Origin of the sequence: Pseudoalteromonas sp. DY56-GL79, from assembly GCF_041414765.1 — a bacterium.
Classification (GTDB): domain Bacteria; phylum Pseudomonadota; class Gammaproteobacteria; order Enterobacterales; family Alteromonadaceae; genus Pseudoalteromonas; species Pseudoalteromonas piscicida.
This window is the reverse complement of record NZ_JANHZS010000019.1, coordinates 1-12,674: the sequence shown is the minus strand read 5'-3', so window position 1 is coordinate 12,674 and position 12,674 is coordinate 1. Positions and strand designations below refer to the sequence as shown.

13 protein-coding genes and 1 pseudogene are annotated in these 12,674 nt (G+C 42.3%); 4 read left to right on the top strand and 10 right to left on the bottom strand.

What is annotated here, in order from left to right; all coding sequences use genetic code 11:
* Positions 1 to 100 precede the first annotated feature (100 nt).
* The 4 genes from NO992_RS14540 to NO992_RS14525 form a co-directional block, all read right to left on the bottom strand.
* Complete coding sequence (locus NO992_RS14540; protein WP_371378338.1) at positions 101 to 1,249, bottom strand: hypothetical protein; 1,149 nt, start codon at positions 1,247 to 1,249, stop codon at positions 101 to 103.
* Between the two features lie 155 nt (positions 1,250 to 1,404).
* Positions 1,405 to 2,613 carry an ABC transporter permease gene (locus NO992_RS14535; protein ID WP_010372620.1) on the bottom strand — a complete coding sequence of 403 codons (1,209 nt, stop codon included), beginning with the start codon at positions 2,611 to 2,613 and terminating at the stop codon, positions 1,405 to 1,407.
* Positions 2,606 to 3,391, bottom strand: coding sequence for an ATP-binding cassette domain-containing protein (locus tag NO992_RS14530; protein ID WP_371378334.1), 786 nt, complete (start codon positions 3,389 to 3,391; stop codon positions 2,606 to 2,608). Before NO992_RS14530 ends, NO992_RS14535 begins: the two co-directional genes overlap by 8 nt.
* A 1-nt stretch (position 3,392) precedes the next feature.
* Positions 3,393 to 4,193 carry a DUF3025 domain-containing protein gene (locus NO992_RS14525; RefSeq protein ID WP_371378331.1) on the bottom strand — a complete coding sequence of 267 codons (801 nt, stop codon included), beginning with the start codon at positions 4,191 to 4,193 and terminating at the stop codon, positions 3,393 to 3,395.
* Positions 4,194 to 4,422: 229 nt separating this feature from the next.
* On the opposite strand from NO992_RS14525, the gene NO992_RS14520 reads away from it, so the two are divergent.
* Together NO992_RS14520 and NO992_RS14515 are read left to right on the top strand one after the other, a co-directional pair.
* A complete protein-coding gene (locus tag NO992_RS14520) occupies positions 4,423 to 6,048 on the top strand; it encodes a M28 family metallopeptidase (protein ID WP_017217470.1) in 1,626 nt (541 codons plus the stop codon).
* A gap of 70 nt (positions 6,049 to 6,118) precedes the next feature.
* Positions 6,119 to 7,285, top strand: a complete 1,167-nt coding sequence (locus tag NO992_RS14515) for a putative manganese transporter (RefSeq protein WP_371378328.1) — start codon at positions 6,119 to 6,121, stop codon at positions 7,283 to 7,285.
* Between the two features lie 321 nt (positions 7,286 to 7,606).
* Here NO992_RS14515 and NO992_RS14510 read toward each other — a convergent pair whose 3' ends face one another.
* Complete coding sequence (locus tag NO992_RS14510) at positions 7,607 to 7,831, bottom strand: DUF6429 family protein (RefSeq protein ID WP_099029137.1); 225 nt, start codon at positions 7,829 to 7,831, stop codon at positions 7,607 to 7,609.
* A 118-nt stretch (positions 7,832 to 7,949) separates the two neighbouring features.
* Entirely contained in the window at positions 7,950 to 8,246 is a 297-nt protein-coding gene (locus NO992_RS14505; protein WP_371378325.1) for a hypothetical protein, read from the bottom strand.
* 174 nt (positions 8,247 to 8,420) lie between these two features.
* Here NO992_RS14505 and NO992_RS14500 point away from each other — a divergent pair, with 174 nt between their 5' ends.
* Both NO992_RS14500 and NO992_RS14495 read left to right on the top strand, forming a co-directional pair.
* On the top strand, positions 8,421 to 9,392 hold the full coding sequence (locus NO992_RS14500; RefSeq protein WP_371378322.1) for a transposase: 972 nt from the start codon (positions 8,421 to 8,423) through the stop codon (positions 9,390 to 9,392).
* A gap of 264 nt (positions 9,393 to 9,656) precedes the next feature.
* Positions 9,657 to 10,154: pseudogene (locus NO992_RS14495) on the top strand (transposase); the annotation flags it as partial.
* Between the two features lie 202 nt (positions 10,155 to 10,356).
* Here NO992_RS14495 and NO992_RS14490 read toward each other — a convergent pair.
* From NO992_RS14490 to NO992_RS14475, 4 genes are all read right to left on the bottom strand, one after another.
* Entirely contained in the window at positions 10,357 to 10,488 is a 132-nt protein-coding gene (locus NO992_RS14490; protein ID WP_371378320.1) for a hypothetical protein, read from the bottom strand.
* A 61-nt stretch (positions 10,489 to 10,549) separates the two neighbouring features.
* On the bottom strand, positions 10,550 to 10,885 hold the full coding sequence (locus NO992_RS14485) for a hypothetical protein (protein ID WP_371378317.1): 336 nt from the start codon (positions 10,883 to 10,885) through the stop codon (positions 10,550 to 10,552).
* 85 nt (positions 10,886 to 10,970) lie between these two features.
* Positions 10,971 to 11,669, bottom strand: a complete 699-nt coding sequence (locus NO992_RS14480) for a hypothetical protein (protein WP_371378314.1) — start codon at positions 11,667 to 11,669, stop codon at positions 10,971 to 10,973.
* 126 nt (positions 11,670 to 11,795) lie between these two features.
* Complete coding sequence (locus NO992_RS14475; RefSeq protein WP_371378311.1) at positions 11,796 to 12,269, bottom strand: hypothetical protein; 474 nt, start codon at positions 12,267 to 12,269, stop codon at positions 11,796 to 11,798.
* Positions 12,270 to 12,674: the final 405 nt, after the last annotated feature.

Genomic DNA, 12,674 nt, shown 5'->3' with positions numbered 1-12,674 from the left:
TTTGTTAACAATACTTGTTGCCCAAAAATGGGGAATTACCCAAGCTTTATCACTTAAGAAGACGTTTTATGAAAACAATCTCCGCTTTTCGTCAGGTGTGTTATATCACAAATGTAGTCGTTGCCCAGACAATAATACCGATAATAAACACTAGAATACCATATTGAAAGTGCCTCACCATTGGGAACACCGCTTTATCCGTACGTTCAATAGACAAAGGATATTGCCAATGCGTTAACGCAAGTAAGAGTGGCTCAGCTTCTACGCTCATGCCAGAGAGTGAAACCGTCGCACCATACTCAGTATCAAAGACCAAACCAACAATATGATTACGACGAGTCGACGCGGTTAACCTATCCAAGTCGCTGACTATAAACGTGTTCCAATGTACCTTAATATCGTTAACTTCATCCTTTTTTACCTCTCGTGCTTGTTTATCTGTAAACAGTAACGCAGGTAGCAGCAAACTATTTTCCTCAACCTTAATTTGGTTACAGGGTGAGTGGTAAACAAAATAGTGTTTATTACTAATAAGTAAAGACGTCAACCAATAGCTCAAATACGTGAGCACCAAAAATACCAAACCAGCTATGTAATTTTGTGACGAGTAAAGAATAAAGCAGGTCATTAGAGCAAAAGCCCCTACCACCATCCAAACAATATGCAGCTTATGCTTAGGCGTCGGTAGTGCACATCGTAACACGGAGAATTGCGCTTCAATATCACGATTGCTATTCATAAATAAAGGAAATAATCTTGCAAGGCTAGTGGGAGTTGAACGCGTAGCTGACCTCGAATCTATATCTGCGCCTGCCGTTGGTTGAACGTTATGGTCAAAACCTGATGCCGACAAAAGCGTGTTGAGTTTATCAGCTTGCCGTAAACACGAAAATGAATAGACCGCAGGCTCCTCATTTTCTGAGAGGTAACTTATACCAATATAATTGAGTTGCTTGTTACAACCCGTAGATACTTCAGTCACAGTTGCAAGCGGTATCACACGCTCACCTATTCTCCGAATACGTACATTCAATAACGATAGTTGTTTAGTGATAACAAACTGCTTTTGTGCAGGGTCAAACATTAAACGATTACGGTATGCAAATAGTAACAAAGAAATCACTAAGTAGATCAGAGCTTCCAAAAAACTTGACCCGGCTAAGTGAAAAACCGACGAAAACAAGAATAAAATGGCTATGCCGTTAGTAACCGATTCACTGACTGACTTAAGTACCGAGGTTGATGTCATCCTACATTCCTTGAGTGACTAATATTGAAACCTACGACTTGCGCAAGCTATCCAGATAAACAGCACGCTAAATTACAAAAAGTTAAATGCTGAATAAGGCGTTTATCGTACAGAAAAACGCCATAATTCTCAATGACTCACACCTAACTGAAGCTTTACCTAAACAATACGGTTTCTTTATTAAACCATTTAACGCAGCACACGAGTAACCCCGCCGCTAGAACGGCAGAAGCGCCAAAAATTAATGCGACGTAGCCATAATCAACCGTGCCTTTGATGATTTCTTTAATCGCTAATGCGACATTGGTAATTGGGATCAATGCGGTTTTTGCGGTTAACTCCATATTTGGCATTAAAGACATCACAATGGGAATGAAGATCCCCATGCTGAGCGGCCCCATGTAGTTTTGAGCTTCTTTAAAGGTTCTGGCGTAAATTGAAATGGCAAGTGTTAGCGACGAAAGCATCACAGCAACAGGAAGCAACAACGCAAAAATCAACACAAAGTCTATTAATGCAACCGACGAGAAGGCGTTTTTAATCACGTCTAGCTCGACAAAGCTACTGGCAATTCCTATCCACAGCGCCATACTGGAAACCGTGATAAGCGCACAGAATATTGAACTGCTCAATACGGTTAAAAATTTACCTAACACCAGCTCTGTGCGTGAGATTGGTGTTAATAACAGCGTCTCTAAGGTGCCACGCTCTTTCTCTCCAGCGCCTAAATCAATAGCTGGATAGCTTGCCCCCATCAATACCAACGGAATTAACATGTAAGGGATAAACGCACCTAACTTCTCGCCTAAATTTTCGCGTTTGTCAGCAGTATCCACTTTAGTAATCGATATAGGTTGCAGCACTGCCGCTTGCTCCGCTTGCGACAACCCCAGTGAGGTTAACTTCGCCGCTCTGAGTTCATCAGAAAACTTCTTAGCAAGTTTAGATAAACGGTCGTATATAAAGTTGATAGATTGCGCATCGTTAAACACGATTTTCCATTCACTTTTTACGCCAGACTCCAGATTTTCAACCGGATCGGATGGAATAAAAACCCCAACATCGATCACTCCACTTCGTACCGCATCACTCAATGCTTCGACGCTATCAAGCTTGAGCTCACCAGCATATTTTTTAAAACTTTTATGATAAAAAACCTGCTCTGAGAACTTTTCAGCATAGGCTTCATTTGCGATGTAATACGTATGAACTTCTTGCTTCGCTTCCATGGCGGCTTGTGAAGCCATAAAGCCGACTAAAGCCATAATCACAGGAAATACTAACATTGGCAGTGCAATCACAAAAAACAGTGTTTTGCGGTCGCGCAGCAGCTCTCTAATTTCTTTTAAAAATACCTCAAACATGCTGTGCTCCCGTTACCAAATTTAAAAATGCTTGATTTAGCTCTTCACTTTGCCCCTTCACTTTAAACTCAGCCAAACTGCCATCAAAACAGGTGATCCCTTTATCGATAACAGACACTCTATCGCACAATAACGCGACTTCATCTAAATGGTGGGTAGAAAATATAACGGGTGTACCACGCGCTTTGAGGTCGCGAATAAAAGAGATAACCGTTTGTGTGGTCATAATATCAAGGCCAGTCGTAGGCTCATCTAGTACCACGACTTTAGGGCTATGTACCACCGCCCGTGCAATATTGGTCTTTTGTTTCATACCGGTCGATAGGTGTTCAGCCCTTTTATCTAAAAAGGTCTCCATCTCTAAGCGCTGAAACAGCTCATCACATTTCGCTTTTAATGCTTTGCCTTTTAAACCATGAAGTCGTGCAAAGTATTCAACATTTTCTTTGGCAGTAAGACGTCCATATAACCCTGTTGACCCTGATAGAAAACCGATGGCTTTGCGTGCAACAACAGGCTTTTTCACAATATCCTGACCATCCACTAAGATAGTGCCGGCATCCGGCGTCAGCGCAGTTGATAGCATACGCAAAGTGGTGGTTTTTCCCGCCCCATTGGGGCCGAGCAATCCGAGTACTTCACCTTGCCCACAGTGTAGATTGACCTCTTCTACACTATGAAAAAAACCCTCACGCTCGCGAGGATCCGTTTGACTCTTTTTCTTTTTATGTTCGCGAGTCAGGGCGAAGCGCTTTTTTAATCCATTGATAGCTATCATGCTACTTCCTTCTTTTCGGCCTGAAATAGTCCGTATTTTGATAAAATTCTAAATCTTGTGGCTCATGCCAGTTTGGGATCCCAAGCAGCGGAATGGGTGACATTTTGGTATTGTCTTCAAGCAGCCCATCATTGATCAGTGCGACCAATTTATCATCTAACCAACGATATTGTTCGCTCAATGAAAGTTTCCAAAATGCGGTATCAACATTGATACACACCAGTTTTCCCGTTAGCCCAATAAAAGGATTGGTTAGCATCTCGTAGTTTGCATGGCCAAATACAAAAGGCTTTAGGTTTTGCTGCCATTCTGAGCGATTATCGTAAAATACATTCTGCCATTGGTGTGATTTAAGGGCATCACGCCATTTATCATCATCGATTGCCAACACCAAACCACACTCATCAAAGAGTGTTAACGCATTGCGCTTTTTACTCCGCTGCTTTAAACCAAACTGTGCTATTTCTTCGATATGTAGGGCATTTAACAAAGCTTTTGTTTTTGGGAATAAACACCAAATCAACGCGCCAAATAAGTCGTGCCAATTTTGACTACGCGTCGGTACCTGGTGGGTTTCAAAGATAATCTCTTCATAGTATTTATCGCCAAAGTCTATCGTTTCATCGGCCACAAAGCGGGTATCATACTGTTGCAAGCTAATGCTGTTTACGTGCGAAGACAGCCACTGGGGGCTTGGCCAGTCTTGTTGGCTTTTTAAGTCAAAAAGCTGATTTAAATGGGAAAACGGCTCAGCATGTAAACATGCAACCTGCCACGCCTCAGGCGCTGTAAACTTTTTCATTTGATTGAGATACTTATCATGCAATTAGCCGACTATTTTACTGAAGCGCCTGATACTTGGCAAAAGCCAATTGTAAATGAGCGTAACAGGCTAAATCGCATGCTAGAATTAAGGTAATTAACCTGAGCTTCGGATAATTAATGCCTTTCTAGCCGTCTTGTCCCGCTCGAACTTTTACGCATTTTATGTTACTACTTATGGGTTCCTAACAAGTAAAAGAAAGGCAATTATGAAACTTAAACTGACGCTTAGCGCTTTATCTATGGCGGTGCTGGCGGGCTGTGTTAGCACTAGCAATAGCCCCCAAGACATCGATACTGCATATAATAGTATTAACGATGCTCAACTCAGAGCCCATATTAAAACCCTTGCCTCTGACGAATTTGGCGGCCGTGCTCCGTCAACAAAAGGTGAAGAGCTAACGCTTGCCTATTTAACCAAACATTTTAAAGCGCTTGGCTATCAGCCAGGAAATGGCAACAGCTTCTTACAAGAAGTGCCGCTTGTTTCGCTTGAAGCCGATCCTAATATGACGTTAACAATCGGTGGCAAAAACTACGAATATAAAAAAGACATGGTGATGGGCTCAGCCCGTATCAGTGAACTCGAGTCAATCAAAGATTCAGAGCTGGTTTTTGTTGGCTATGGCGTAAATGCTCCAGAGTACGACTGGAATGATTACGAAGGCCTAGACGTGAAAGGCAAGACAGTGGTGATGCTAGTAAACGATCCTGGCTTTGCTAATCCTGACTCGGGTAAATTTACCGGTGAAGCTATGACCTATTATGGTCGTTGGACGTATAAATACGAAGAAGCTTCACGCCAAGGCGCAGCAGGTGCGATCATTATTCATGAAACAGCGCCAGCTTCTTATCCTTGGAGCGTAGTAGAAAACTCTTGGAGTGGCCCACAGTTTGGCTTCCAAAAAGAAAATAACAATATGGACCGCGTTGCGGTTGAAGGTTGGGTAACAGTAGACGTTGCTAAAGAGCTATTTCAAAAGGCTGGACTTGATTTTGACACAGCAAAGAAAAAAGCTGCTGAAGGCGCATACCACGTTGATATGGGCAACCTAAGCGCGTCAGTTACCGTCAAAAACACCATCAAAAAATCAACTTCGTATAACTTTATCGCCACCTTACCAGGTAGCAAAAAGTCTGACGAGCACATCATCTACTCAGCACACTGGGATCATTTAGGTACCGATCCAAACCGTAAAGGCGATCAGATCTATAACGGCGCACATGATAATGCTAGCGGTACAGGCGGTATGATTGAGGTAGCTGAAGCCTTTACTAAACTACCAACTCGCCCTAACCGTTCAATTACATTTTTGGCCGTAACGGCTGAAGAGCAAGGTCTGTTAGGCTCAAAATTTTATGCTGCAAACCCTGTTATTCCAGCAGAGAAAACCGTTGCTAACATCAATATGGATAGCCTAAATTTATTGGGTAAAGTAAAAGACATCAGCGTAGTTGGTATTGGTAAATCGGAACTTGATGAAATGCTAGAAACCGCAGCAAAAGCGCAAGACCGCGTCGTTTCAGGGGATCCACGTCCTGCCGCTGGTGGTTACTATCGCTCTGATCACTTCGCATTTGCGAACATGGGTGTGCCTGCAATGTACGCCGGTGGTGGAACCGAAGCACGTGACGAAGAGACTGAAACCTACCGTAAACGTATGGGCTTAGTATTGCGCGGTTGTTATCATCAGCCTTGCGATCGCTACCGTGAAGAGTGGGATTTAAGCGGCGCGATACAGGATCTACAGCTGTTCTTTAAAGTTGGCTACGATGTCTCTGAGCAAGATGCATGGCCGAAATGGAAAGCAACCGCAGAGTTCCAAAGAAAATAATGCAAATGACATTGATTTTCATTTAAAATGAAATTAAAGTGCAACTTAGACAATACACGGGTTGCACTTTATGTTTTCATCTCTACTTCGATACTCTCAACCAGCACATGGCGCTAAGGTGAGTTTATTGTTCAACAAGCGGTTGATTTTCCCCCTCGTTATTATTGTACTAATGGCATTTGAAACGGCGAGACCAATTGTGGTCAGTGCGCTGAGTGATGCATTCTTTCAAGTCAGCGTCTTTGTAGCCGCTACCCTGCTCGTGTACTACTTTCTTGTTGACAGAATTCCACAGCTTAATCTCAGCTATCTGAGTACCAAATCCCCTATTCTCGAAATAGCCATGGCGTCAATATTGGGCGCACTACCCGGCTGTGGTGGCGCGATTATCGTGGTCACCCAGTTTACCAAAAAACAAGCAAGCTTTGCTTCAGTTGTCGCTGTACTTACTGCGACGATGGGAGATGCAGCGTTTTTGCTACTCGCCAAAGAGCCGCTGACAGGCCTCACTATCATCGCGATGGGCGTTGGTGTGGGTATCGTGAGTGGGCTATGTGTGCACTTAATTCATAAACCCGATTTTTGTGTCCCGCAGACCATCAATGAGGTCGAAGAAGAAACCTTACACGCGAGCCGTGCGTTTAGTCTAAGCCGTAAGGTTTGGAAGCTGGGCTTACTACCTAGCCTTGCAATTGCGCTCGCGATTGCTTTTAACGTCGACTTAGCACCTTTTGATACGGAAATCGCTTGGCTTGGAGCAGCATTGTGTCTTTTTGCTGTGTGTGTGTGGGCACTTAATTCAAAAGGCGTAAGCTATAAAGATATCACCTGTGAAGAAGGTGAATGCGACCCTCCGTCAAAACTCACTAGAGTACTACAGGACACGCACTTTGTGACCGCTTGGGTCGTTGCAAGCTTTTTGCTTTACGAGCTATCTACCGCGTATTTAGGGCTTGATCTCGCGGTTTGGTTTAAAGACTATGCGCTGTATGCACCACTGGTGGCCATTATTGTCGGATTATTACCAGGCTGTGGCCCCCAAATTGTTGTTACAACGCTGTACCTGCAAGGCGTCGTGCCATTTAGTGCCCTTGCAGCCAATGCCGTTGCTAACGATGGCGATGCGTTATTTCCAGCGATAGCATTGGCACCAAGGGCGGCGCTATTTGCCACCATCTACTCTGCAGTGCCTGCATTTATCGTGGGCTACGGCCTCTACTATATTAATTTGGCTTAATACTTGAGTACGTCGACAAAGTGATCTGATGCTGGCTCAAGCACAATCTGGCAGTTTTGGGTTATGAGTTCAACCAAATCTGACCGTCCGTAACTGATTAATGGCCGAAAAGGCGAACAGCGGGCGGTCAAATAAACTTATTTTTGGACAAAAACGTTTTAAGTCAGCGGCTGTATTAGGCAAATTTCGCATAAAAGTTTCTATGGGCTAACGCCGCAAATAAACGGCTAAAAATAGTTGGCTAAAATTTGTGAGGCACGAACAAAGCCAACTGTTTTTTGTCCGAGCTTTTAATTTGCTTTGTTATATGACCAATAGCTTCTATTTTGAAAAAAGCTTTTTGAATAACTCTTCTGATTGCTTAATGCCTTCATCGGTCAATTGCACTGACTTTGCCTTACCAACCGGATCACAAATTAGACCTTTTTCATAAAGCCTATTCATAACTTCCCAGTCAATTTGTTTCCAAGCTCGGCCATAATCATGCAAAGTGAGATGTAATAAAGCTAAAGCTGCTTCATCTATTTTATTTTCATCTATATCCATTCAACACTCCAAAACCTGATGGGCATAACGCCCACACAACCGGAAACGCAAGCGTCTTAATGGCCTGCTTTCCAAGGCCATTGCTTGCGGTTTTCGGTTGCTGTGTTTGTTATGTGATTTACCATTTTGCTATTTTTAACTTACTTGCAGCTGCACTAAGCTCTTCTTTGGTTAACCCAATAATAGTTTGAAAATCGTTGTCATCTAAACCGAAACCCAATCTATGTGCATTTAAAGTATTGATAATACCGCCAAGTTCAGGAGCAGTAAGCATATTTGGAGATACTTCTTGCACAACTGAATACAGTTTGTTCGCAATAGCATTTTCAACCGGGTTTACAACGACTAAGTCGCCAGCCTCTTCTAGTTCTTTAATTGCTTTGATTAATACTTCTTTTACTACAGATTCGCTCATGTCATTTATTCACATAACGCTTTACTCTGAAGAATCCCCAGATAATCATATTTAAAATCAAAAACCACAACAAATCGCTCACAACAAATCGCTGACACCCACCACTAATTTGCACCTTCCTAAGATACCGCCTAAGCTTTAATTCTGCACTCAAAGGATTGAGAAAAACAAACTATGGCTACTGCCCGTAAAAAACAAATCAGTCTAACCGACACTAAATACTACCACTGTATCTCCCGCTGCGTAAGGCGTGCCTTTCTCTGCGGTGAAGATAAACTTACTGGCAAATCATACGAACACCGCCGGGATTGGGTTGAAGAAAAGCTCCTGATGTTGGGTTCCGTGTTTTGTATTGATATTTGTGCTTATGCCGTGATGAGTAATCACACTCATATTGTTTTATATGTTGATGATACAAAGGCTAAGCGTCTGTCGGATGAAGCGATTTTGATACGGTGGCACAAGTTGTTTAAAGGTAATTGGATAAGCCAAAAGTTTATTGAAGATGAGCCACTGAATGATTCGGAGCAATTGATGCTCGATGAGCTGGTTGATAAGTACAGAGAAAGACTCGCAGATATTAGCTGGTTTATGCGAGTGCTTAACGAAGACATCGCCCGGCGAGCAAATAAAGAAGATAATTGTACAGGCCGGTTTTGGGAAGGACGATTCAAATCCCAAGCATTACTGGACGAGGCGGCGTTGGTCGCTTGTCTCGCTTACGTAGACTTAAACCCCATTAGAGCCAAAATCGCCGCAACGCCTGAAACCTCAGACTACACCAGCATCAAAAAGCGCATCGACCATGCGAAGCTGGGAAAACAACCAAAAAGCCTACTACGCTTTGCTGGCAGCCCACGAAAACATATGCCAAAAGGTCTGCCTTTTGAACTCAAATCCTATATTGAATTAGTTGAACTCACAGGCCAATGTATTCGCGCCGACAAGCGAGGCTATATCTGTGAGTCTCAACCCATTCTTACTCGATTAAATATAGAACCGGAAAACTGGATAAAACTTACTACGCAGTTTTCTCGGGTATTCCACGGTGCAGTTGGACGAGAGCGAACAATAACCGCTTACTGCGAAACACTTCAAAAACGACGACGGACGAACCTAACAAACTGCGAGCGCTTGTTGGCTTAGCAAAACTCACATTCTCAACGCTAGAATTTCTTACTATTGTATTTACAGCGTGTTGTCGTGCGCGATAACCCAGTCTTGGTGCAGAAATATGCCTAGGCGATAAGAATTGGCCTACCGAAAAACGTTTTTGTACCCAGTGATTGAGGTGTTTACATACTTTTTTACTTCACTACCTCAGTTTGGATGCTAATTGTGATGGGTGTCAGCTATTTGTCGCGTTGTCAGCATAGATACAAATAACGATGGGTGTCATCAATGACTCTAGGCCGATTTTGGGAAGGACGATTTAAATCCCAAGCATTACTGGATGAAGCTGCACTGGCTGCTTGTTTGGCATATGTAGACTTAAACCCCATTAGAGCCAAAATCGCCGCAACGCCTGAAACCTCAGACTACACCAGCATCAAAAAACGAATCGACCATGCGAAATTAGGTAAACAACCAAAAAGTCTATTACGCTTCGCTGGCAGCCCACGAAAACATATGCCTAAAGGCCTGCCTTTTGAGCTCAAATCCTATATTGAATTAGTTGAGCTCACGGGCAAATGCATTCGCGCCGACAAGCGAGGCTACATTAACGAAGCACAACCCATACTCACTCGACTAAATATAGATCCGGAGAACTGGATAAAACTCACTACGCAATTTTCACGGGTATTTCACGGTGCAGTTGGTCGAGAGCGGACAATAACCGCTTACTGCGAAACACTTCAAAAACGACGACGGACGAACCTAACAAACTGCGAGCGCTTTTTGGCTTAGCAAAACTCACATTCTCAACGCTAGAATTTCTTACTATTGTATTTACAGCGTGTTGTCGTGCGCGATAACCCAGTCTTGGTGCAGAAATATGCCTAGGCGATAAGAATTGGCCTACCGAAAAACGTTTTTGTACCCAGTGATTGAGGTGTTTACATACTTTTTTACTTCACTACCTCAGTTTGGATGCTAATTGTGATGGGTGTCAGCTATTTGTCATCTTCAATTTAATCTCAGCATCTTTTATTGCAGATGTGGCCCCCTTTAGTTCCTTGGCTATATCTATAGCAACTTTAATAGAGCTTATCCCTGCTGAAATGGCACCAATGTCTGGCATAGATAATGACTCCTTGAAACATAACGCCCGCCATCATGCGCTTGTCGCATGCATGGCATTGTTAAATTATTGCACCAGCCTTCCACAACCCAACTCCCACTATGACTCCCGATGCAAAGAGCATCATTCTAAAGAAGTCGTTAACCATCAACTCCCAAGACAACTTAATAAATCCTATCGGATCACCAAAGAAATCTTGGTGAGACATATCCAGCCTGCTTTTTATACTTTTCAAACCAATAACAAAAAAGACAGACGCCGAAAGGAAATATCCCACAAAGAAAAAATTTGCCACTTTTTGATGCGAATCTTCGACAATCTGAGCCGACCAAAGAAACGCCAAATACGCGCCTAATGGCAACCCCGATAAAAAAGCAGTCAACTTAGAAGCTCTCACAACCCTCATTCTTTTATTTAACGCCCAACTCAGCGGGCAATTAAAGCGAAGCGTAAATTGATCCGCTGCAGTTGTTTGTTATGAGTCATGGCTTGCTCACAGTAATTGTCATGCCAGGCAAAATCCCGACCTCTTTAAGTCCACGACTATCTGTACATGGTACGCCGATTTTTGTTTTAGTAATCATTCTAGAGTTCTTAATGACTTCACCTTTATCGTTTTTAAGCACCCAAGAATGACCATATTCAAATGGTCTTACATGACTTTCAATTAGGAAATATACCTCATTAGTTAGGCTATCTAATGAGGAAAACCCAACGTAGGGGAGATCGAAACTATCACCTGCGTCACCAGTAAAAGACCTTGCATCGACGGTTATGAATGCACTTGTTTTAATCGATTCGGTTATTTTCTCAGCAATGCTTTTCTTTCTATCTTCACCATGGACATCATCTGAAGCATTAAGAACTTCGTGAACTTTAGCCTCTATTACCTTTTCCATCGAAGCAATGCCTTCTCTTTGCGACTTACTACCATTTGCACTTTCTAGAAATGATTCATCACTTTTGTAATCAGATGGCGCGTAAAGGGCTTTATGATTCCAGTTAAGTGTTGCAAAAAACAAAAGAACCAAAGTAAATGGAAAAAGCATCAAGAACCATATGTAAAGCTCTTGGTTTTCTGCATCTATGAAAGGGAGAACCCCTGTGCCACTTATCTCAGCAACTCCAGCAAATATAGCGATCACTGACAAAGGGTTTTTAACTATTCCTGTATTATTCATTCTTCATCCAACGCCTAATATTTGTGCGACTCATAACGCCCCATTCAGGGGCTTTTAATAGTTGGCTAAAATAACGAACGCAGTGAGGAAAGCCAACTGTTAAAAGTCCCGCACTGCAATGGCTTGTTATATTTTTTGTGCTACATAGCTAGGTACATCGATCTTCTCGCCACCATTGCTAAAGTGATGATCAAAGGCGTATGCCATTTTTTCTAAGGGGGCGCCTTCGTAACCTAATGTTTGGATTTCACTAATGTAACGTTCTATAAAAGGAACAGCTCCTAAATAGTTCCATTGCGCTACATGAACCAGTTCATGAAAATGTATACGTAAATTTGAAGCTATGTGCGGAAGGAGATAATAAGTGTTTTTATATGTGATGCCATCAACTTCCGTATCTATAAAATCTCCCAACCCCATTTGACGTAATTCGGGAAAATTTGGTTTTGGAATTTTATCTACTATTACAAAGTAGGCTTGCTTTAGAAATGACAAAGGGTAAAAACCTTCAAAATCGTCAAAAAATTGAGAGCAACAAACCCTTTGCCCTTTGAATTCAATATTTGTTTGATCAATCCATTGTTCAATTTGATTTAACATCACCACACTCCAGAAAAATATAACATTTTATTCGTGCGCATGCGCGTTTACCTCGTTGGACCAGTGAAAACGCGCACAGTTAACTATCAGTATGCAAAGAACTTATCAGCATTCGGCTAAATATACCATCTGGAAAAATGCGCATGCGCGTTTCCCAAACCTATTATCTCAAATCGCAGATAAATAACCTTATGATAAACAATAATATTTTTAATTTATTCATGCGTAAACGCGCAAAAAATTTTTCATTATTTTCCTTGATATCCGAGAACCCCAGATAATACTGTATATATATACAGTCAAGTAAGGTAAGGAGTTATCATGAGTATAAAAAGCCCATTTCTGAAAGGTATTCAGGAAGAAATGCGTATGCGTGGTTACAGCATTAGAACAGAAAAAACCTAC